General features: G+C 67.4%; 20 protein-coding genes. 7 read left to right on the top strand and 13 right to left on the bottom strand.

Annotated elements, in window-relative coordinates:
* Positions 1-34: 34 nt before the first annotated feature.
* A complete protein-coding gene (locus C4F17_RS18230; RefSeq protein WP_081267375.1) occupies positions 35-973 on the bottom strand; it encodes a LysR family transcriptional regulator in 939 nt (312 codons plus the stop codon).
* A 73-nt stretch (positions 974-1,046) separates the two neighbouring features.
* On the opposite strand from C4F17_RS18230, the gene C4F17_RS18225 reads away from it, so the two are divergent.
* Positions 1,047-3,023, top strand: a complete 1,977-nt coding sequence (locus C4F17_RS18225) for an alkyl/aryl-sulfatase (protein ID WP_106936183.1) — start codon at positions 1,047-1,049, stop codon at positions 3,021-3,023.
* 210 nt (positions 3,024-3,233) lie between these two features.
* Here the strand turns inward: C4F17_RS18225 and C4F17_RS18220 are convergent, their stop codons facing one another.
* Positions 3,234-4,463, bottom strand: a complete 1,230-nt coding sequence (locus tag C4F17_RS18220; protein ID WP_106936182.1) for a nucleoside recognition domain-containing protein — start codon at positions 4,461-4,463, stop codon at positions 3,234-3,236.
* Positions 4,464-4,538: 75 nt separating this feature from the next.
* Between C4F17_RS18220 and C4F17_RS18215 the strand changes: the two genes are divergently transcribed.
* Complete coding sequence (locus tag C4F17_RS18215) at positions 4,539-6,122, top strand: phospholipase D family protein (protein ID WP_106936181.1); 1,584 nt, start codon at positions 4,539-4,541, stop codon at positions 6,120-6,122.
* Between the two features lie 104 nt (positions 6,123-6,226).
* Positions 6,227-7,387, top strand: a complete 1,161-nt coding sequence (locus C4F17_RS18210; RefSeq protein ID WP_106936180.1) for an ABC transporter substrate-binding protein — start codon at positions 6,227-6,229, stop codon at positions 7,385-7,387.
* Here the strand turns inward: C4F17_RS18210 and C4F17_RS18205 are convergent.
* The 8 genes from C4F17_RS18205 to C4F17_RS18170 form a co-directional block, all read right to left on the bottom strand.
* Entirely contained in the window at positions 7,384-8,088 is a 705-nt protein-coding gene (locus C4F17_RS18205) for an ABC transporter ATP-binding protein (RefSeq protein WP_106936179.1), read from the bottom strand. The two genes, C4F17_RS18210 and C4F17_RS18205, sit on opposite strands and share 4 nt — an antisense overlap.
* Positions 8,081-8,851, bottom strand: coding sequence for an ABC transporter ATP-binding protein (locus C4F17_RS18200; RefSeq protein WP_106936178.1), 771 nt, complete (start codon positions 8,849-8,851; stop codon positions 8,081-8,083). Before C4F17_RS18200 ends, C4F17_RS18205 begins: the two co-directional genes overlap by 8 nt.
* Positions 8,848-9,810, bottom strand: coding sequence for a branched-chain amino acid ABC transporter permease (locus C4F17_RS18195; RefSeq protein WP_081267382.1), 963 nt, complete (start codon positions 9,808-9,810; stop codon positions 8,848-8,850). Before C4F17_RS18195 ends, C4F17_RS18200 begins: the two co-directional genes overlap by 4 nt.
* Positions 9,807-10,667 carry a branched-chain amino acid ABC transporter permease gene (locus tag C4F17_RS18190; protein WP_081267383.1) on the bottom strand — a complete coding sequence of 287 codons (861 nt, stop codon included), beginning with the start codon at positions 10,665-10,667 and terminating at the stop codon, positions 9,807-9,809. Before C4F17_RS18190 ends, C4F17_RS18195 begins: the two co-directional genes overlap by 4 nt.
* A 45-nt stretch (positions 10,668-10,712) precedes the next feature.
* Complete coding sequence (locus C4F17_RS18185; RefSeq protein ID WP_106936177.1) at positions 10,713-11,912, bottom strand: ABC transporter substrate-binding protein; 1,200 nt, start codon at positions 11,910-11,912, stop codon at positions 10,713-10,715.
* Between the two features lie 106 nt (positions 11,913-12,018).
* On the bottom strand, positions 12,019-12,342 hold the full coding sequence (locus C4F17_RS18180; protein WP_081267385.1) for a 2Fe-2S iron-sulfur cluster-binding protein: 324 nt from the start codon (positions 12,340-12,342) through the stop codon (positions 12,019-12,021).
* 19 nt (positions 12,343-12,361) lie between these two features.
* Positions 12,362-13,816, bottom strand: a complete 1,455-nt coding sequence (locus C4F17_RS18175; RefSeq protein ID WP_106936176.1) for a glutamine synthetase family protein — start codon at positions 13,814-13,816, stop codon at positions 12,362-12,364.
* Between the two features lie 10 nt (positions 13,817-13,826).
* Positions 13,827-15,161 carry an aromatic ring-hydroxylating dioxygenase subunit alpha gene (locus tag C4F17_RS18170; protein ID WP_106936175.1) on the bottom strand — a complete coding sequence of 445 codons (1,335 nt, stop codon included), beginning with the start codon at positions 15,159-15,161 and terminating at the stop codon, positions 13,827-13,829.
* Between the two features lie 262 nt (positions 15,162-15,423).
* On the opposite strand from C4F17_RS18170, the gene C4F17_RS18165 reads away from it, so the two are divergent.
* Entirely contained in the window at positions 15,424-16,158 is a 735-nt protein-coding gene (locus C4F17_RS18165; RefSeq protein WP_081267388.1) for a GntR family transcriptional regulator, read from the top strand.
* An 85-nt stretch (positions 16,159-16,243) separates the two neighbouring features.
* Positions 16,244-16,861, top strand: a complete 618-nt coding sequence (locus tag C4F17_RS18160) for a TetR/AcrR family transcriptional regulator (protein ID WP_081267389.1) — start codon at positions 16,244-16,246, stop codon at positions 16,859-16,861.
* A 17-nt stretch (positions 16,862-16,878) separates the two neighbouring features.
* Here C4F17_RS18160 and C4F17_RS18155 read toward each other — a convergent pair whose 3' ends face one another.
* Positions 16,879-18,375 carry an amidase gene (locus C4F17_RS18155; protein WP_106936174.1) on the bottom strand — a complete coding sequence of 499 codons (1,497 nt, stop codon included), beginning with the start codon at positions 18,373-18,375 and terminating at the stop codon, positions 16,879-16,881.
* 108 nt (positions 18,376-18,483) lie between these two features.
* A complete protein-coding gene (locus C4F17_RS18150) occupies positions 18,484-19,290 on the bottom strand; it encodes a metallophosphoesterase (RefSeq protein ID WP_106936173.1) in 807 nt (268 codons plus the stop codon).
* 126 nt (positions 19,291-19,416) lie between these two features.
* Here C4F17_RS18150 and C4F17_RS33150 point away from each other — a divergent pair, with 126 nt between their 5' ends.
* Positions 19,417-19,590, top strand: coding sequence for a hypothetical protein (locus C4F17_RS33150; RefSeq protein ID WP_172839818.1), 174 nt, complete (start codon positions 19,417-19,419; stop codon positions 19,588-19,590).
* Positions 19,591-19,610: 20 nt separating this feature from the next.
* Here C4F17_RS33150 and C4F17_RS18145 read toward each other — a convergent pair whose 3' ends face one another.
* Positions 19,611-20,591, bottom strand: coding sequence for a LysR family transcriptional regulator (locus C4F17_RS18145; RefSeq protein ID WP_081267392.1), 981 nt, complete (start codon positions 20,589-20,591; stop codon positions 19,611-19,613).
* Between the two features lie 118 nt (positions 20,592-20,709).
* Here C4F17_RS18145 and C4F17_RS18140 point away from each other — a divergent pair, with 118 nt between their 5' ends.
* Complete coding sequence (locus tag C4F17_RS18140) at positions 20,710-21,252, top strand: hypothetical protein (RefSeq protein ID WP_106936172.1); 543 nt, start codon at positions 20,710-20,712, stop codon at positions 21,250-21,252.
* Positions 21,253-21,577: the final 325 nt, after the last annotated feature.

Below are 21,577 nucleotides of genomic sequence, written 5' to 3'. Positions count from 1 at the left end.
TGCGAGGGCTTGGAGGGCAGAAGGCCATTTTGGCTCAGCGACCCGGGGGCTGCTTGGCGGGGCTCATCAACTCGGTCACCAACCGGGAATAGGCGGTGGCCGCAGGCGAGAGGGTACGCCCTGCGAGCGTCACGAGGCTGTAATGCGTTTGCATGCCCGTGAGGCCGGCCACCGGCAGCGGCACCAGCGCGCCGGTCTCGTGCCCCGGCGCGGGCGCCAGCGGCGCAAGGATGGCAGCGTTGGCCGTGAGCGCTAGGTGCCGCAGCGTGCCTGCGTCGTCGCAGCTCACGTTGAACAGGCTGCGGTCGCCGCCCTTGACGCTCTTGCCGCCTTTGCCGTGCCTGGCCTGCCGGTCGAACTGCGCCGCCACCTCGGCCGGCAACTGCGGGCCGGCCACGGGATAGTCCATGAGGCTCTCGAGCGTGACCTGCTTCAGCCTCAGCAGCGGATGCTTCGGCCGCACGAAGAACGACACCGGCACGTCGGGCAGCCGCGCCAGCTTCAAGCCGGGCTGCTTGTTCAGGTCGCGCGTGTCGGCGATGAACAGGTCGAGCTGTCGGCGATGCAGGCGCTCGCACAGGCTGGCCGTGTCGGCCACTTCCATGCGCATCAGCAGTTGCGGATGGCGCTGGGTCATGAGCGACAGGGCCATGCGCCCCAGCGTGCCGGCCGCGAACGGCCCGAGGCCCACCGCGAGGCTGCCGATGGCCAGGCCTTCGAGCTGCAGCACGTCGCGCTCGATCTGCGCGGCATCGGCCAGCAGCTCGCGGGCGCGGGCCAGCACCAGCTCGCCGGCCTGGGTGAAGCGCACGGTGCCGTAGGCGCGGTCGATCAGGCGGGCCTGCAGGCCTTCTTCGAGGGTGTCGATGCTGCGCGAGAGCGCGGGCTGCGACAGGTGCACGGCCTGGGCCGCACGGCCGAAGCTGCCCTGGTCCGCGAGGGCGACGAGATGCTGGAGCTGGCGCAGCTGCATTTTGCAAATTCCTGAAGATCAGACCTCGTATTTTGCATTTGCCAATGCTTTCAGCGGTTCGGAGAATCGCGCCATGATTTCCTCCCTTTCCCGTACAGCCGGGTTCGTCGCGCTGGCCTGCTTGCTGGGTGCCCCGCCGGTTTCCGCGCAGACGGCCCCCAAGCCGCCCGAGCCTTCCACGCTGCAGGCCAACGCCGACATGGCGAAGACGCTGCCCTTCGCCGATCGCCGCGACTTCGAAGACGCCATGCGCGGCTTCATCGCCACCGTGCCCGACGCGCTGGTGCCCGGCGCCGGCCCGCGCCCGGCGTGGAGCATGAAGCCCTACGACTTCCTCAAGGCCGACGTGCCCGCGGACACCGTCAACCCCAGCCTGTGGCGGCAGGCACAGCTGAACGCCATGCACGGGCTGTTCCAGGTGACGGACCGGGTCTACCAGGTGCGCGGCTTCGACCTGGCGAACATGACCATCGTCGAAGGCGACAGCTCGCTGATCGTCATCGACCCGCTGCTCACCGCCGAGACCGCGCGCGCCGCGCTCGACCTGTACTACCAGCACCGGCCGAGGAAGCCGGTGGGCACGGTGATCTATTCGCACGGCCATGCCGACCACTTCGGCGGCGTGAAGGGCGTGACCACCGAGGCCGACGTGGCGGCCGGCAAGGTGCAGGTGCTGGCGCCCGCCGGCTTCATGGAAACCGCGGTGGCCGAGAACATCCTCGCGGGCAACGCGATGAGCCGGCGCTCGCAGTACCAGTTCGGCTCGCTGCTGCCGCCGGGCGTGCGCGGGCAGGTCGACACGGGGCTGGGCAAGGCGCTGGCGCGCGGCACGGTCACGCTGATCGCGCCCACGGCCAGCATCGGCAAGCCGACCGAGGCGCGCACCATCGACGGCGTGGAGTTCGTGTTCCACCTGGTGCCGGGCTCCGAGGCGCCTTCGGAAATGCTCATGTACCTGCCGCAGTTCCGCGTGCTGAACATGGCGGAAGACGTGACGCACAACATGCACAACCTGTACACGATCCGCGGCGCCGAGGTGCGCGACGGCAACCTGTGGTCGAAGTACATCGACGAGGCGCGCGTGGCCTTCGGCGGCAAGGCCGACGTGCTGATCGCGCAGCACCATTGGCCCACCTTCGGGCAGGACCGCATCGTCGACCTGCTGAAGAAGCAGCGCGACATGTACAAGTTCATCAACGACCAGTCGCTGCGCCTGCTGAACCAGGGCTACACCGCGGCCGACATCGCCGAGACGCTGCGCATGCCCGCGAGTCTGTCGCAGGAGTGGTCGGCGCGCGGCTACTACGGCACGCTGCGCCACAACGCCAAGGCGGTCTACCAGAAGTACCTGGGCTGGTACGACGCCAACCCCGCCAACCTGGATCCGCTGCCGCCGGTGGCGTATGCGAAGAAGACGATCGAGTACATGGGCGGCGCCGACGCGGTGATCGCGCGTGCGCGCGACGATTTCCGCAAGGGCGAGTTCCGCTGGGTGGCCAGCGCGATGAACCAGGTGGTATACGCGGACCCGTCGAACCGCGCGGCCCGCGAACTGGGCGCCGATGCGCTGGAGCAGCTGGGCTATCAGTCGGAGGCCGGCACCTGGCGCAGCGCCTACCTGGTGGGCGCGATGGAGCTGCGCAATGGCGTGCCTAAGATTTCGATCGGCAGCAGCGCGAACGCTGACACGCTCAAGGCGGTGAGCAACGACCTGTTCTTCGATTTCCTGGGCGTTCGGCTCGACGCGGCCAAGGCGGAGGGCAAGAAGCTGGTCATCAACTGGAACTTCACCGATTCGAACCAGCAGTTCGTGTTGACGCTGGAGAACTCTGCTTTGACGCACATCGCGGGACAGCAGCCGGGCGCGGATGCGACGGTGACATTGAGCCGGGCCACGCTCGATGCGGTGACGCTGAAGGAGACGAGCTTTCCGGCTGCCGTGTTGACCGGGAAAGTGAAGATCGAAGGGGATCGCTCCAAGCTGGCCGAGCTGATGTCGATGCTCGATACCTTCGAGCCCATGTTTCCTGTGGTGGAGCCGCGGCGGTAGTTCGCTGTTCGTTGTTCAGGGCGAGTGCACAGGCCACCGGGTACTCCCCTCCGCGAATGTCCCCCGGCCTGCGGCCTCCTCCTTTATTTCGCTGCGGGGAGCACCCGGTGTCCTGTGCACAGGGCACGCTGCTTGTGTTCGGCCGATCAACGACTGCTCTGTCCAACGCTCACCCCGTCGGCGTGCGCGCGCCCTGAATCGGCGCCAAACCTACCCAAAGAACCAATAGCAGACAGCGACAGCAGCAATCATCCCGGCCAGCTCGGCAAGCAGCGCACAAGACACCGCATGCCGCGTGCGCTGGATGCCGACCGCACCGAAGTACACCGCCAGCACGTAGAAAGTGGTCTCGGTGCTGCCCTGGATGGTGGCGGCCACCAGCGCCGGGAAGCTGTCGACGCCTTGGCTCTTCATGGTCTCGATCAGCATCGCGCGCGCCGCGCTGCCCGAGAAAGGCTTGACCAGCGCCGTGGGCATGGCGTCGACGAAGCGCGCGTCGAAGCCGCCCGCCGTCACCAGCCAGCGCAGTCCGTTCAATGCGAAGTCGAGCGCGCCCGAGGCACGCAGCACGCCGATCGCGCACAGCATCGCGACCAGGTACGGCAGCAGGTTCTTCGCAATGTCGAAGCCCTCCTTCGCGCCTTCGATGAAGCACTCGTACACCTTGATGCGCCGGATTGCCCCGGCCAGCAGGAACAACACGATCACGCCGAACAGCGTGAGGTTGCCCAGCAGCGACGACAGCGACGCGATGGCCGCCGCCGACAGCGTGCCCAGCAGCGCCATGAAGCCGCCCAGCAGCAGCGCGCCGGGCAACAGGTAGGCCAGCACCACCGGGTCCCACAGCCGCAGGCGCTGCACCACCGCCACCGACAGCAGCCCGACCAGCGTCGAGGCGCTGGTGGCCAGCAGTATCGGCAGGAACACCAGCGTGGGGTCGCTCGCGCCCTGCTGCGTGCGGTACATGAAGATGGTCACGGGCAGCAGCGTGAGCGACGAGGCGTTCAGCACCAGGAACAGGATCTGCGCGTTGGTGGCCGTCACCGGGTCGGGGTTGAGCCGCTGCAGTTCGCGCATGGCCTTCAGGCCGATGGGCGTGGCGGCGTTGTCAAGCCCGAGCGCGTTGGCGGCGAAGTTCATGGTGATGAGGCCGAGCGCCGGGTGCCCGGCCGGCACGCCCGGCATCAGGCGCCGGAAGAGCGGCCCCAAAAGCCGCGCCAGCCAGCCCACCAGCCCCGCCGCCTCGGCGATGCGCAGGAAGCCCAGCCACAGCGTGAGCGTGCCGAAAAGCAGCACCATCACCTCGACCGCGAGCCGCGCCATCGCGAACAGGCTTTCGACCAGCGCCGCGAACACCGTCGGGTCGCCGCCGACGAGCCAGCGCCCCAGCGCGGCCAGCGCCGCCACCCCGAAGAAACCCAGCCACAAGCCGTTGAGCACGCTTCTTTTCCCTTTTGTGCGGGTCGATCATAGGGCGCTGAACACGCCGGGCCGCCGCGAGCTACAGTTCGGCCCATGCGTGCTGCCAACCTCCGCCGACTTGCCGCCCTGGCACTGGGCGCGGCCTCCCTCTGGCTTGCCGGCTGCGTGAGCCTCCCGCCGGGCAAGCCGATGCCCGTGGCCACTGCCTTCACGGCCGCGGACGTGGCGCAGACCGAACTGGCGCAGCTCGCGGCCCGGGGCACGCCGGGCGGATCCACGTCGCTGTCTGGCTTCCGGCTGCTGCCGGAGGCGGCCTTCGCGTTCGACGCGCGCATCTCGCTCGCGCGGCACGCCGAGAAGTCGCTCGACGTGCAGTACTACCTGATCCAGAAAGACGATGTCGGCCTGCTGTTCCTCAAGGAGCTGCGCGAGGCCGCCGCGCGCGGCGTGCGCGTGCGCCTGCTGGTGGACGACCTCTACACGGCGGGCGAGGACGAGGTGTTCAGCACGCTGTCGGCGTTCCCGAACATCGAGGTGCGGCTGTTCAACCCGCTGCCCTCGCGCGCCGATTCGCTGGCGACGCGGCTGCTGTTGTCGCTGACCGACTTCGGCCGCATCAACCACCGCATGCACAACAAGCTGCTGGTGGCCGACAACAGCTTCGCGGTGTCGGGCGGCCGCAACATCGCCAACGAGTACTTCATGCGCAGCACGGCCGCCAATTTCATCGACATGGACGTGCTGTCCAGCGGCCCGGTGGTGCGCCAGATGTCCGCCGGCTTCGACCGCTACTGGAACAGCGAGCACGTGCGCCCCATCGAGCAGATCGCGCCGCTGCGCATGCCGGTGGAAGAGGCGCAGAAGCGTTTCGACGCCATCGCGCGCACGGCGGTGCCCGACGTGGCCATGCACCAGCGCGACGTGCTCGACAAGTCGCCGGTGGGGCAGCAGCTCATTGCCGGCAACGTGGAGCGCTACTGGGCGCCGTCGACGCTGTTCGTGGACGACCCCGAGAAAATCACGCGCAAGCCCGACGCAGCCTACGAAGGCAGCGTGACCGAGGGCGCGCTGGGCGTCATCAATTCGGCCAAGCGCGAGGTGAAGATCGGCTCGCCGTATTTCATTCCGGGCGCGCGCGGCATGGCGATGATGAAGGCGGCCATCCAGCGCGGCGGGCGCATCACGGTGGTCACCAACTCGCTGGGCGCGACCGACGAGCCGCTGGCCTACGCAGGCTACGAGCGCTACCGCGCCGACATGCTCAAGATCGGCGTCACCATCTACGAGATCGCGCCCACGCTGACCGGGCGCTCGGGGCGCTTCGGCGATTTCGGCAAGTCGATCAGCCGGCTGCACGCCAAGCTCGCGGTGGTGGACGACGAACGCTTCTTCGTCGGCTCGATGAACCTCGACCACCGCTCGGCGGCGGTCAACACCGAGATGGGGCTGGTCATCGACAGTCCCGAGCTGGTGAAGGACTACGACAGGCTCATGGGCGGCGAGCGCGTCAACCTCGGCTACCGCCTGCGCCTCGGGCCGGACGGCCGCCGCGTGCAGTGGCTGGAATACGACGATGCCGGCGGCGACATCGTGCACGAGGACGAGCCTGGCGAGTTCCTCTGGCTGCGCTTCAAGAACTGGCTGCTGCTGCCCATCGTGGGCGAGGAATTGCTCTAGCGAAGCCGCCGTCGTGTCATTCCGGATTGAGGGAAGGTGCGTTACATTCCTCGAAAGAGTGTGAGTTTTTGTCACCAAAACATCCCCATCCGGAGACTTCGACCATGACCGTTCCCGTGCCGCGCGAGTCGATTGCGCCGCTTTCCACCAGCCGTCGGCGTGCGCTGACCGGACTGGCAGCAACCGCCGCCGCAGCAGGCCTGGGGTTCCCGGCCCTGGCGCAGAACAAGGCGGTTCGCGTCGGGACCACCTTCGACAACAGCAGCGTCGAGAAGGCCAACGGCCAGGGGCTCTACCAGGGTTCGAGCGCCTTCTTCGCGGCGCTGAACAAGGCGGGCGGCATCAACGGCACCAAGGTCGAGCTCGTGATGGCCGACGACACCTTCAAGCCCGAAGTGGCCAAGGCCAATGCGCTGGCCTTCGAGAAAGACAGTTCCGTGCTCGCGCTGGTGCACCCGCTGGGCACGCGCCAGACCGCCGAGGTGATGGACGCGGTGCCCGGCATGGCCGTGGTGGGCCCCATCACCGGCACCATCGCGTTGCGCAAGAAGAACTCGCCCAACACCTTCTGGGTGCGTGCCAACTACGACCAGGAAGTCGACAAGCTCGTGAGCACCGCCGCCGTGCTGGGCCAGAGCCGCATCGGCCTCGTGCATTCGAACGATCCGCTGGGGCAGTCGGTGCTGGCGGCCTTCAAGGCCGCGTTGGCCAAGGCCAAGCTGGAGCCGGCGGTGATCGCGACCACGCCCAACACCACCAGCATGGAAGTAGGGCCCGCCGCCGAAGCCATCGCCAAGGCCAGGCCGCAGGTGGTGGTGGTCGGGCTGGCCGGCACCGCGCCGGTGTTCCTGAAGGCGCTGCGCGAGGCGGGCAACAGCAGCTCGGCCTACGGCCTGTCGATCACGGCCAGTGCGTTGTCGGCCATGGGCGACCTGGCCAAGGGCCTGGGCTTCGTGATCGTGGTGCCTTCGCCGTATTCGACCCGGTTCGAGATCGTGCGCCGCTACCAGGCCGACATGGTGGCCAGCGGCATCAAGGAGTTCTCGCTCACCAGCCTGGAGGGCTACATCAATGCCGCCGTTCTGGCCGAGGGCATGCGCCGCGCCGGTGGCTCGCTGACGCGCGCGTCGGTGATGTCGGGGCTGGCCAGCATCGAGAGCTTCGACCTGGGCGGGGTGAAGATCAACTACGGCCGCACCAACCGCGAAGGCGGCCAGTTCGTGGACGTGGCGGTGATCGGCAGCCGCGGCCAGATGCTGAGCTAGACCCCGACGCCGAGCAAACCCTCGAGCAGCTCCTGGTCCGACGCCAGTTCGCTGCTCGGCCCCGCGTGCACCACGGTGCCGCGCTCCAGCACGATGGCCTTGTGCGTCATCTCCAGCGCCAGCACCGGGTGCTGCTCGACCACGATCGAGGCCAGCCCTTCCGATTCGCACAGCCGGCGGATGGCGGCCGCCAGTTCTTCCACGATGATCGGCGCGAGGCCTTCCATCGGCTCGTCGAGCAGCAGCAGCCTGGGGTTGGTCATCAGCGCGCGGCCGATGGCGAGCATCTGCTGCTCGCCGCCCGAGAGCTGGTTGCCGTAGTTGCCGCGCCGCTCGCGCAGGCGCGGGAAGAAGTCGTAGACGCGCTTCAGGTTCCATCCGCCGAGCCGCGAGATCACCGTGAGGTTTTCTTCCACGGTGAGCGACGGAAACACCTCGCGCTCCTGCGGCACCCAGCCCAGTCCGGCGCGCACGCGCTGGTGCGAGGGCCAGCGCGTGATGTCCGCGCCCTGCCAGCGGATCGCGCCCTGCATCACGCGGGTGTTGCCCATCAGCGTTTCGAGCAGCGTGGTCTTGCCCACGCCGTTGCGCCCGAGGATGGCGAGGCTCTCGCCCTGCTGCACGGAAAAATCGAGTCGGTCGAGCACGACCGCATTGCCGTAGCCGGCGGTGACGCGGTCGAAGGCGAGTGCTTCAGGCATGGTGGTGCGAACTTCCCAGGTAGACCTCGCGAACGCGCGGGTCGGCGCTGATTTCCGAGGGCGTTCCCTCGGTGAGGATGCGTCCGCCGACCAGCACCGAGATGCGGCGCGAGAAGCGGAAGACGAGCTTCATGTCGTGCTCGATGAACAGCACGCTGATGTCCTGCGGCAGCGCCGCGATGACCTCGAACAGCTCGCCGCTCTCGTCCTGCGGCACGCCGGCCGCGGGCTCGTCGAGCAGCAGGATGCGGGGCTTGGCGGCCAGCGCCAGCGCGATCTCGAGCAGGCGCTGCTTGCCGTAGGCCAGCTCGGACACCGGCACGTCGGCCAGGCTGTCGAGCCTGAATATGCCCAGCAGCGAGTGCGCCTCGTCGAACACCTTGGTGCAACCCTTCAGCGGCCGCCACCAGGTGGCGCCCAGCCCCTCGCGCTCGCTGATCGCCAGCACCACCGACAGCAGCGGCGTGAGGCTGGGGAACAGCGTGTTGATCTGGAAAGTGCGCGACAGGCCCATGCGCGCGCGCTTGTCGGCGGACAGGCGGGTGAGGTCGTGCTCGCCCATGTGGATCGATCCGCTCGTGGGCTTGAACACGCCGGTGAGCAGGTTAATGAGCGTGGTCTTTCCCGCGCCGTTGGGGCCGATCAGCGCTTGCCGCGCGCCGGGCTCGAGCGAGAGATTCACGTCGCTCACCGCCTGGAATTCGCCGAAGCGGATGCCCAGGCCCTGGGTGCGCAGGGTGTGCGTCTTGGTTGCCGGGCTCATCGCGCCTTCCCCGTGCGGACGAAGCGCGACAGCGCGCCCATGATGCCGCCGCGCCCCAGCATGACCGCCGCGATCAGGAAGATGCCGAGCCAGAACATCCAGTACTGCGGATTCATGTCCGCGAACCAGTCGTGCACCAGCATGTAGACGATGGCGCCGATCATGCCGCCGTACAGCCGGCCGGTGCCGCCCAGCACCAGGATGATGAGCACCTCGGCCGAGCGGTTGAAGCCGATCGACTCGATGCCGACGAACTGCGTGGTCTGCGCCAGCAGCGCGCCCGCCACGCCGGCCACCGCGGCCGAGAAGGCGTAGGCCATGCGCAGACGCGCTTCCACCGGCGAGCCGATGGCCAGCATGCGCTTGCGGCTGTCGTGGATGCCGCGCAGCGCCAGCCCGAAAGGCGAGCGCAGCACCAGCCGCACCAGCAGGAACATCGCGAACACCACGCCGAAGGCGTAGCAGAAGGCGGTCTTGCCGTAGAGGTCGAAGTCGAACATGCCGAGCACCGGCGCGATGACCACGCCCTGCAGCCCGTCGGTGCCGCCGGTGATGCCCGAGAGCCGGTTGGCCACCTCGAACAGCAGCACGCACACGCCGATGGTGATCATCAGCCGCGTGAGGTCGGCGCCGCGCACCACCAAGTAGCTCAGTGCATAGCCCAGCAGGCCGCTGACGACCAGTGCGAACGCGAGGCCGGTGAAGGGCTCGCTCCAGCCGTACTTGGCGAGCAGCCCGGCCGCGTAGGCGCCAGCGCCGAAGAACGCGGCATGGCCGACGGTGAGGATGCCCGCGTAGCCCAGCGCCATGTCGAGCGACACCGCGAACAGGCCGAAGATCATGATCTGGCTCATCAGCGTGAGCTTGTCGGGCAGCAGGAAGAAGCTCGACGCGAGCGCGATCCAGAAGACGGCTTCCGCGGCGCGCAACTGCGCGGGAGAGACGGTCAGGGCTTTCATGCGAGCCCCTTCTTGGCGACGATGCCGTTCGGGCGCACCAGCAGCATGACGATCATGAAGACGTAGATGAGAAAGGCGCCGGCTTCGGGCAGGTAGTACTTGCCCGCCACGTCGACGATGCCGACCAGCAGCGCCGCGATGAACGGCCCGGTGACGGTGCCGGCGCCGCCCACGCACACCACCATCAGGAAGTACACGAGGTACTTGAGCGGGAACGAAGGCTCCAGCCCCAGCATGCCCAGGCTCAGCGCACCGCCCAGGCCGGCGAGGCCGCAGCCCAGCGAGAAGGTCAGGAAGAACAGGCGCTGCACGTGGATGCCGGTGCCGCCGGCCACGCGCTGGTTGTCCACCGCCGCGCGCACCATCGCGCCGTAGCGGGTCTTGCCCAGGCCCAGCAGCAGGGCGACGAGCACCGCCGCGCCGCAGGCGATCAGGAACAGCCGGTAGCGGCCCACCTCCAGGCCCAGCAGCGACACCTGGCCGTCGAGCGCCGCGGGCAGCGTGAAGGGCTGCATCGTCGGGCCGAAGAAATAGGTGAACGCGGCGATCGACACGAACACCACGCCGATCGACAGCAGCACCTGGTCGAGCGGATGCGCGCGGTACAGCCGGCGGTAGAACACGAACTCCAGCACCGCGCCCACCAGCGCCGCCGCGACGAAGGCCGCCGCCAGCGAGAGGCCGAAACCGAGCCCGAAGTGGTTCATCAGCACGGCGGCCACATAGCCGCCGACCATCGCGAAGCTGCCGTGCGCGAGGTTGACGAAATTCATGAGCCCCATCGTGATGGACAGGCCCACGCCGATGAGGAACAGGAGCATGCCGTAGGCCACTCCGTCGAAGATCACGATGCCCATGAATTTCCCGCTCGCTGGCTGAATGCTGGCTTCTGTTCTTTGCGTTTACTTGGCCGCGGCTTCCTTCGCCGGGTCCTTCACGCGGTCGAACTTGTCGAATTCGACGTTCACCAGCTGGCCGTTCACGCGCTCGGTCTTTCGGATGTAGACGGTCTGCACGATGTCGCGCGTGGCCGGGTCGATCTCGATCGGGCCGCGCGGGCTCTCGAAGCTCAGGCCCTTCAGCGCCTCCATGAACTTGTCGCCGCCGGTGTCGCCCTTGGTCTTGGCCAGCGCGAGGTCGATGGCGGCCATGGCGTCGTAGGCGGTCACGGCGAAGTAGCTGGGGCGCAGCTTGGCGCCGTTGTCGGCGGCGAAATCGCGCACGAACTTCTGGTTCTTGGGCGAGGGGTGCGCGAACGAGTAGTGGTGGCTGGTGACCAGGCCCAGCGCCACGTCGCCGGTGGCGTCGAGGTAGCTGTCGTCGGTGGCTTCGCCGGTGGCGTAGAGCTTGATGCCGGCCTGCTCCATGCCGCGTTCCTTCCAGACCTTCAGGAAGGCCGGCGGCATCACGCCCGAGGGAAAGAAGAAGAACACGGCCTGGGGCTTGGCGTCCTTGATGCGCTGCACGTAGGCCGAGAAGTCGGGGTTGTTCATCGGCGTGCGCACTTCGCCCGACACCTTGCCGCCGCCGGCGGTGAAGGTCTTCTTGAACGCGGTCTCGGCGTCGACGCCCGAAGCGTAGTCGGCGACCACGGTGTAGGCGTCCTTGATGCCTTCCTTGAGCATGTAGCGCGCCATCGGGTCGGTGACCTGCTGCACGGTGAACGACAGGCGCGCCACGTAGGGCGAGCTGGTGGTGATGGCCGAGGAGGCGGCGTTCATCACGATGGTCGGGATCTTGGCCTGCGTGGCGATGGCGCCCACGGCGTAGGCGTTGGGGCTGAAGTCCAGGCCGGTGAGCACGCTCACCTTGTCGCGCACGATCAGTTCCTGCGCGATGCGCTTGGCGGCGTCGGGCGCGGGGCCGGCGGTGTCCTTCTTGATGATCTCGACCGTTCGGCCGCCCATCTTGCCGCCGTGCTCCTTCAGGTAGAGCGCGATGCCGGCGTCGAACTGGCGGCCGTAGTCGGCATAGGGTCCGGAGTAGGTCGCGATCAGGCCGATGCGCAGGGGCTCGTCGGCCGCCTGCGCGGCGGTCGTGCCCAGCACGCCGAAGCTCGCCAGCAGCAGGGTCGAGAGGATGGTTCTCTTGGTCATCGTCATTGCCGTCATTTGAAAACGCCTTTCAGGTGGAATGGATGCGCCCCCTCGGGGCGCCGCTGTCGTGTAACCGGATGTGCAAAGCGGGCGATGATGCCCGAGCTGCCTGTCAGACCTGCGTATCGGGCACGCGCACCGTGAGGCCATCGAAGGCCGCGGTGATGCCGAGCTGGCAGCTCAGGCGCGAGCCGGGCCTGCGCTCGGACGCGACGGCGTCGAGCAGCGCGCTTTCCATGTCGTCGGGCGGCGGCAGCAGGTCGATGAAGGCGTCGTCCACGTAGACGTGGCAGGTGGCGCAGGAGCAGCAGCCGCCGCACTCGGCGTCGATGCCGCGCACGTTGGCGCGAATGGCGGTTTCCATCACGCTGGCGCCGACCTTGGCGTCGACGTCGCGCGTGGTGCCGTCCTTGAGGATGTAGTGGATCGTGGGCATTGTTGTTCTTGGGGCTCGTTCAGAACATGTCGAAGTACTCGCGGTGTTCCCACTCCGAGACTTCGAGGTTGAAGCGGGCGATTTCCGCTTCCTTGATGTGGCAGAGGTAGTCGACGAAGGTCTTGCCCATCTGCGCGTTGAGCATCTCGTCGCGGCGCAGGCAGGCGAGGGCGTCGCCGAGCGAGCGCGGCAGCTGCTCCGCCGGGGTTTCGTACGGCGCATCGGCCGAGGGCCCGGGGTCGGTCTTGTGGCGGATGCCGTCCAGTCCCGAGAAGAGCTGCGACGCGAGGTACAGGTACGGATTGGCCGTCGGCTCGCCCACGCGGTTCTCGATGCGCGAGGCGCTCTGCCCCATGCCGCCGAGCACGCGCAGCATCGCGCCGCGGTTGTCTCTTGCCCAGATCGCGCGGTCGGGCGCTAGCGAGAAGGGGCGGTAGCGCCGGTAGCCGTTGATGGTGGGGCTCGCGAGCGCGGCCGCGCCGCAGGCGTGCGCCTTGAGGCCGCCGAGGTAGTGCATGCCGATCTCGCTGAGCGTCTGGCCCTCGGTCTCGGGCATGAAGGCATTCACGCCGTCGCTCTTGCGGCGCAGCGACTGGTGCAGGTGCCAGCCGCTGGACATCACGTTCGGGATCTTCGGGCGACACATGAAGGTGGCGTGCAGGCCGTTGCGCTGGCAGATCTGCTTGATGGCGCTGCGCAGCAGCACCATGGTGTCGGCGGGCATCACGCCGGCGGTGGGGCCGAAAGTCAGCTCGAACTGGCTCGGGCCGAACTCGATTTCCAGCGAGCGCAGCGGCAGGCCGAGCGCCAGCAGTTGCGAGCGCAGCAGCTCCATCAGCGTGTCGACGCGGTCGTAGCGCAGCTCGGTCAGGTACTGGTGGCCGTGCGACAGCAGCGACACGCGCGGCGGTTCGCCGGGCTGGCCCGAGTCGGCCAGGCCCATGCGCGCGTCGTCGAGCCTGAAGACGTGGAACTCCACTTCCAGGCCGGCGATGAAGTCCAGCCCCAGCTCGTCGAGCTGGCGCACCGCGCGCTGCAGGATCTGCCGCGTGGCGAAGGGGCAGGGCTTGCCGTCGGCCATGTAGGCGTCGCACATCACCCAGCCGGTGCGCGGCGACCACGGCAGCACCTTGAAGGTGGCGGGGTCGGCCACGATGGTGAAGTCGGCGCCGCCCTGCAGGCCCTCGATGGCGAAGCCGCCGCCCTGTGTGAACACCGGGAACACGGTCTTGTGCGAGGTGTCCTTGGCCAGCAGGGTGGAGGTGAGGTTCACGCCTTCCCAGAGGGCGGAGCGCGCCTCGCTGGCGACCAGCGTCTTGCCGCGCAGGATGCCGTGCTGGTCGGGCCAGGCGAAGCGCACGAGATCGACCTCGCCGCTGTCGATGCGGCGCACCAGTTCCCTGGCCTGCGCATGCTGGTCGTCGGACCAGAGACCGAAGCGGTCGACGAATTTGTTGCTGCTGATGCTGCTCATGGCGCGGGCTTCAGGCGGCGAGCCGTGCCGAGGCCCAGTCGGACTTCATCCGGCGTGCCCGGTCGGCCTCCTGCCAGTAGGCCTCGGTAGCGGCTTCGTCGCTGACGTTGCGGCCGATGCCGTCGATGGAGGGCGGCCCGGTCATCGCGCTGGCCTGTTCGGCGTCGATGAGCATCGGCGCGCTTTCGCCGGCCAGCGTGGCCTCGATGGCCTTCACCAGCAGGCGGCGATAGGCGACGATGCCCTTGTCGGTGCTGCCGAGGTGCTCGCGCGTGCGGTCCTGGATGGCGCCCTGCGACTCCACCGCCCACTGGTCGTGCACGTTGATGTCGTCGCCCATGCCGGTGTAGGTCTCGGTCAGCTGCTCTTCGATGCTGTAGCCGTAGTCGTTGCGCTTGTTCTTGCGCGAGGTGTAGTCGGGCAGCTCGTAGAGCTTCAGGCGCTGGTCTCGCATCTGCTGCTTGTCGACCGGGCCGGTGAAGCTGGTGAAGATGGCATACCAGTAGCAGTGCGTGTCGTCCACGGGCACGTGCCATTGCGAGATGGTCATCTCGGCGCTCATCGGAATCACGAAGGCCTGCGGGAACACCACGTTGGTCACGCGCACGTGGGTGGTGTCTTCGCTCAGCTTGCGCAGCGCCTTCAGGCGGAAGCCGTAGTCGGTCGGCTCGACGCTGATGTCGGGGCGGTCGTACTCGCGCAGCACCTTGGTGATGGGCATGTCGGAGTCGGCCGAAGCCCCGCGGAATTGCTTGCCGTAGCTGCCGGAGGTGTCCTCGTCCTCGAAGAAGCGGTGCAGGTACGAGGCGTGCGCGGGGTCGATGCCCACTTCGAGCGCCTGCAGCCAGTTGCACTCGAACAGGCCCTTGAACGCGAAGGTGTGGCTGTCGGGCGCGACGAAGCAGTCGAAGTCGGGAAACGCGGGGGGCTCGCCCTCGCCGATGTACGCGAAGATCGTTCCGGCCTTCTCGACCACCGGATAGGCCGACTGCTTGATGCGGCTGCACAGCTTGCTGGTGGCGGGCTCGGCGGGGGTTTCGAGGCAGTTGCCCTTGGCGTCGAACAGCCAGCCGTGGAAGGCGCAGCGCAGGCCGCCGTTCTCGAGCCGGCCGAAGGCGAGGTCGGCGCCGCGGTGCGGGCAGTCGCGGTCGAGCATGCCGAGCTGGCCGCTTTCGTCACGGAACAGGACGAAGTCCTGCCCCATGAGCTTCACCGGCTTCACCGGTCGCGGGCCGGCGAGCTCGTCGGCCAGTGCCACCGGCTGCCAGTAGCGGCGCAGCAGCTTGCCGGCGGGAGCGTCGGGTCCGACGCGGGTGATGAAATCGTTCTGCTCGGCGCTGATCATCGTGCGGGCTCCATCTTTGGGGGCTGTGGAAGGGATCTGCAGGCATTGCATGCAACTGTATGCATTGTCTTGGTGATCCCGGATTCCGGTCAAACTTCCATCTGCGGTTTCGCCCCGGAATGGGGCATGAAACGCCAAAAATCAGGGTAAACGCTGAGCGTAACGTCGGTTTTTGACACTTGTTTACATGAAGTGCATGCAACAACCGAGCCAGCGCAAATATGCTGCGTGCAGTGTCAGGTGCGTCTCCTAGAATTCGCCGATGGACTCCCAACAATCCCGCGTCCTCGTGCAGTTGCGCGACATGATCCTCAAGGGCGAATTCGTGCCCGGAGAGCGGCTGGCCGAGATCCCGCTGGCCGAGAAGCTCGAGGCATCGCGCACCCCGGTGCGGCTGGCGCTGGCCAGCCTGGAGCACGAAGGGCTGATCGAGCAGTCGCCTTCCGGCGGCTACCAGATGCGCCGCTTCACCTCCCAGGAAGTGGCCGACGCCATCCGCGTGCGCGGCGTGATCGAAGGCTTTGCCGCCCGCCTGCTGGCCGAGGACGGCGCGCCGCGCCAGCTGCTGCGCGACCTCAAGGATTGCCTGGACGCCGGCGACCGCGCGGTCAACAAGCCCAGCATGGATCTGGACGACTACGCGGCCTACGTCGAAATGAACGACCGCTTCCACAAGCTGATCCTCGAAGGCTGCGGCAACCTCGCGCTCAAGCGGGTGATGGACATGCTCGGCGGCCAGCCATTCGCCGCGCCCAGCGCGATGCTGCCGATGCAGTCGTCGATGGAAGAGGGCCAGCAGTGGATGCGCCAAGCGCACCGCACGCACCACGCGATGGTGCAGGCCATCGAACGCGGACAGGGCTCGCGTGCCCAGGCGCTGGGCGAGGAGCACGTCGAAATCGCGCGCATGAATCTCGACTACGCGCTGGAACGGCCCGAGCTGGCGGCCGAGCTGATGCCGGGGATCCGGCTTGTCTCCAAGGGGCGCAACACCTGAGCTACTGTTCAGTCTGTAAAAGACTGGCTGGTATTTCGGCGGGCATGTCGTCTGATTGGCGACGCACAAGACTAGAATTTCCGGCATGAATGCCGTTTCCCCCGCCAAGACCTCGTTCAAGGAACAGATGCTCCAGGCCCGCGAGGAGGCCATCGTGCAGACCGCGAACCGGTTGCTGGCCGAAAAGGGGTTCGAATCGATGACGGTCGACGAGGTGGCTGCCGCGGTCGGCATCGCCAAGGCCAGTCTCTACAAGCACTTTCCCAGCAAGGAAGACCTTGCCGCCGCGGCCATGGTGCGCATCATGCAGCGCACCATGGAGTTCCTTGCCTCGGTGCCGCCGGAGGACAAGCCGATCGCCAAGCTGCGCGCCGTGGTGCGTTGGTCGATGCAGGTTCAGCTGGCCGGCGAGATGCCGTCGCTGCCGCACCAGAACTCGACCCTGCGCGCCGCGCTGATGAACAACCGCGCCTACCTCGACCGCCTGGTGACCATCAGCGACCAGCTCGGCGGCTGGATCCAGGCCGCGCAGGCCGACGGTTCGCTGAACCCGAAGCTGCCGGCCCTCGCCGTGCTCTACACGCTGTTCGCGCGGGCCTGCGATCCGGTGCTGGGCTTCCTCAAGGCCGGCGGGCTGCAGACCGACGAGCAGATCGTCGAGCTGGTGCTCGCCACCTGCTTCGAGGGCCTGGCCTCGCGCTGAAGGCTCGGCTCGGCTGCTCAGCTGCTGAGCACTCGGCGCGGCGTCACCGCGGCCTCGACGGCCCAGCCGACCGCCAGCAAGCGGTGGTCCGTGTTGCCGATGCCGGCGATCATCAGCCCGACCGGCGCGCTGCCCGCCTCGTGGCAAGGCACGGAAAGCGCGCAGCCGTCGAACAGGTTCACCACCGACGGGTTGCGCAGCATGCGGCCGTTGATGCGGTAGTAGGTTTCGTCGTCCTTCAGCACCTCGGCAATGGTCGGCGCGGTGTCTGGCGTGGTCGGCATCAGCATCGCGTCGTAACCGGCGGCCGCGGTGTTGATCGAGCGGATGAACTGGCGGCGCAGCGCCTGCAGCTGCAGGTAGTCGGGCGCGGTGATGGTCTCGCCGGTCCTGATGCGGGCCAGCACGCGCGGGTCGTACTTGGCGGCGCCGGTCTTGATGAATTCGCGGTGCCAGGTGAAGGCCTCGGCGGCGGTGATCATGCCGCGCGGGTTGATGGCGGGCGCCTTCGCGAACTCGGCCATCGGCAGTTCGGTGACCGTGGCCCCGGCGGCGGAAAGCTTCGACAGCGCCGCCGCGAACGCCGCGGCCACTGCCGGCGACAGCTCATCCTGGAAGAAGGTCCTGGGCACCGCGAAGCGCAGGCCGCGCAGCGGCGGCACGCGGATCGGGCGTGGCAGTTCGCCAGCCATCACGGCGTCGAGCAGGGCGCAGTCTTCCACCGTCCAGGCGATCGGCCCGGCGGAATCGAAGGAGGTCGACAGCGGCAGCACGCCGTCGAGCGGAATGCGCCGCTGCGTCGGCTTGAAGCCCACGAGCCCGTTGAGCGCCGAGGGAATGCGCAGCGAGCCGCCGGTGTCGGTGCCGATGGCGCCGGCCGCCATGCCGTCGGCCACCGAGATCGCGCCACCCGATGTCGATCCACCCGGGATGCGGCCGACGGCACGGTCGTAGACATTCTTCGGCGTGCCGTAGTGCGGGTTGATGCCCAGGCCCGTGTAGGCGAACTCGACCGTGTTGGTGCGTCCGATGATGATCGCCCCGGCGCGCCGCAGCCGCTCGACCACGATGGCGTCGCGTGCTGCCGGCGGCTGGCCGGCCAGCACGGTCGAGCCGCCGAGCGTGGTGACGCCGGCTTCGTCGAACAGGTCCTTGAGCGATATGGGGATGCCTGAGATGTGAGAGGCGGCGGGGCGGCCTGCCTTGCGGTCGGCGTCGAGCCGGGCTGCGGCGGCGCGAGCCGAATCGGCGTGTACGCGGATGAAGGCGCGCGCGCCTTCGCCGGCGGGGTTCTGGATGGCCGCGAGCGCCTCTTCCACCAACTGGCTGCTGCTGACCGAGCCGGCTGCGAGGCGGCGCGACAGCTCGGCCATCGACGACTGGCCCATCGCCTTGCCGCCCGTCTCGGGCGCCTGGGCCGATGCCTTGGGCCAGAAGGAGAGCATGCCGGTGGCGGCTGCGAGGCCGGCCGACTGTTGAAGGAAAGTCCGACGTTGTTGTTGCTGTTGCGTCATGGCGCTCTCCTCCGGGTGGATGGGTGGGCCTTTGGCAGTCTACACAGCGGGTGCGGCCAGTGCGTTGCCGGCCGTTACAGCGCGCGCGGGCTGCCGCGCGCCTTTTCATCAGTGGATGTCTATCAACAGGTGGGACCTGAAGCCTTCCTGCTCGCCGTTGCGCGCGTAGCCCAGCGGATTGGCCACGACGCGGCAGCCGTTCTTCATGTAATCCGACGGGCAGTGCAGGTGGCCGTGCAGCCACAGCCTGGCGTGGGGGAGCAGTTCGTCGAGCGCATTGCAGAAACCGGCGGTGCCGGGAGTCAGCCCGTAGCGCGGATCACCGCTGTCGAGGCTGGGTGCGAAATGCGTGATGGCGACCGTGGTGCCGTCGAAAGGCTCGGCCAGTGCGTGTTCGAGCCAGGCCTGGCAGGCGAGCGCCTGCTCCCGCAACTGGGCGGCGAGGAACAACTGGCCGTTACGCATGGTGGCCGCTTTTTCAAGGTAGAAATCGGCCGCGCGCATTGCCTTGCCCCGTTTCTTGAGTGCTTCGGCGAGGCTGTCGGCAGGGGTGGCCAGTGCGTCGAAGTCGGCCCAGAGCGTGGTGCCGACGAAGCGGATGCCGTCGATGACGCGGGTTTCGCGCTCGAGCCAGAAGATGTCGAGCTCTTCGCACAAGGTGCGCAGGCGTTCGTGGGTTTCGTCGAAGTCGGCGTTGTCGTACTCGTGGTTGCCCGGCACGTAGATGACGGGCGTCGGCCAGCCGTTGCGGGGAGAGAATCGGCCCAGGCCGAAGTCGGTGTCGGTCAGGCGGGAGCCTTGCTGGTAGGAGCCGATGTCGCCCGCCAGGATCAGCATGTCGGCGCCCGGAACGGGCTCGGCATGGAAGCGGGGATGGGATTCCAGGTGAAGGTCGGACAACAGTTGCAACTTCATCGTCGAACCAGTCTAGGGGAATTGACCCATGCATGAAGCGCATAAGGTCAGGGTTGAAAACCTAGGGATAACCCTTATTCTTGGTACATCAACCACTCAGAGCACGGCCACAAGCCGCGCAACACCATGTTCAGCCTCATCGCCCAAGTGGCACGCTTCTTTCGCTCCTCGACCGTCAACGCCCCGGCCAGCCACGCCGCAGCACTGATGGAAAGCGCCGACATTCGCGCCGGTCGCGGAGCCCACCACGCGCAGGAACTGCGCGCCGCCGCCTCGGCCTGGCTCAGCGTCGTCCGCTGAGCGGTCGACGGGCTGGCAGGTCAGTCGGGCACCCTCTGCCCGAGGACCGATCCGGCGAAAGCCGCTGCTGCCGAGCGCAACAGCGCCGTGCGCAGCCACTCGTGCGAATGCCCGTGCTGGGCGCGCCGGTGCCAGATGGCATCCACGTGCACCGGCGGCTGGTCGAAGGGCAGGTCGCGCAGTACCAGTTGGTCGTCGATGCCGGTGACTGTCACGAAGTGACGCGGCAGCACGGTCAGCAAGTCTGAATTGGCCACCACACGGCCTGCGGTGAAGAACTGGTTCACCGTCACCACGATGCGCCGCTCGCGCCCCATGGCGCCCAGCGTCTGGTCGATGAAGCCGTAAGGCCGCCCAGAAAAACTCACCAGAAGGTGCCGCGCCGCGCAGTAGTCGTCGAGCGTTAGGGGCGCATCCGCCAGCGGATGGCCCCGGCGCATCACGCATACATATTGGCCCAGGTAGAGCCGCTGGGTCTCGAACGCAACCCCGACGCCTGATTGGCCACGCGCCGCGAGGCTGGCGATCACGGCCGGAAAGTAGCCGACGGCCATGTCGACTTCTTCGAGCTCGAGCATGCGGCGCGGGTCGCGCGTGGTCAGCGGCAGCACGCGCAGCGAGATGGCGGGCGCTTCTTTCTCGGCGATCTGCACGAGGCCCGGGATGAGCTCGGCCGCGGTTGCGTCGGCCATGGCCAGCAGGAAGGTTGTGTCGGCCGTGGCGGCATCGAATTCGCCGGGCGCCAGCGTGTGCTGAAGCTGGCGAAGCGCGTCGCGCACCGTCGGCCAGAGAGCCAGGGCCCGTGGCGTGGGCTCTACGCCGGCGCCGGAGCGGCGCACCAGTTCATCCCCCAGTACATCGCGCAGGCGCCGCAACGCGTTGCTCACCGCAGGCTGCGTGATCGACAGATTGCGGGCAGCGCGCGTGAGGTTGCGCTCTGCCATCACCTCGTCGAAGACGCGAAGCAGGTTGAGGTCGAGCGTGCGAAAGTTGACATCCATCAGTCTTGTGAATGATAAACATCAGAAAGATAAAGTGGAATCGTACTAGGGTAAGCCCTAATATTGGCGCATAGGCCTTGTTCGCCACCACCGATTCCCAACGTCCCAGGAGGACATCATGACCAGCTTTGTTCACGTTGACCAACCCACCGTCCACCCCGGCGTGCGTCGCGCCGAAGTTCTATTCGGCCAGATCCAGGCCGCACGCGCCGGTGCCAACGGCGCCCGTCCGCTCATCGCGCTGCTAATCGTCGCCGTCGCCGCAGCCGTGCTGGTGGTGACTGATGCGCTTGTTTCCAATTGGAGCGAAGGCGGGCTGCTCGCAGTCTGGGCTGTGCTCTGCGTTGCTGCAATCGCATTGTTCGCCCTGTTTGCCGGTTCGGTCGGCAAGAGCGGCGTCGCCGGTCTCTGGCGCGCAGCCTCGCAACGCCGTGCCGCAGCTCGTGCGGATGCTCGCTTCCTGGAAACTGCCAAGAACGACCCGCGCGTGATGCAGGAACTGCAAGCCGCTGTGTGGCGCCAGCAATCCGAAGGCACTGTGCCTGCCGCTGAAGCCGCCAAGATCGACGCGCTGGCCCGTATGAGCCAGCGCTCGCAGGAAGTGCGCATGCCCACGCTGTATGAAGCGATGCGCCGTACGAACAACTCGCGTTACTACTAAGCTCGCGTAGCTTCGATCTGAGAAAGCCGCCTCCGGGCGGCTTTCTCATTTCTATATATAGAAGAAGACAAGGCTCTTGGCGCCGATGTGAAAAGTTCTTCGAACTTTGACGAAATAGGAAAATCCGTTGTATGATCGAAGGCTCGGCGGACGGCTGGTGCTCTCAGGGGTTTCATCAAGTCGGCCGATAAAAAAACTTCCTTCGAAGTTGACGCTGACAGAAAAGTCGGTGCATAATCGGAGGCTTCGCTGAAAACGATTCGGCGGCTGGTGACGGAAGTTGCTGACTGCCGGGAAGTTTGAAGAAAGCGAAAAAAGTTTGACG

Origin of the sequence: Variovorax sp. PMC12 (assembly GCF_003019815.1) — a bacterium.
GTDB lineage: Bacteria > Pseudomonadota > Gammaproteobacteria > Burkholderiales > Burkholderiaceae_C > Variovorax.
The sequence above is the reverse complement of the archived record's forward strand: the minus strand, read 5'-3'. Positions and strand labels throughout refer to the sequence as shown.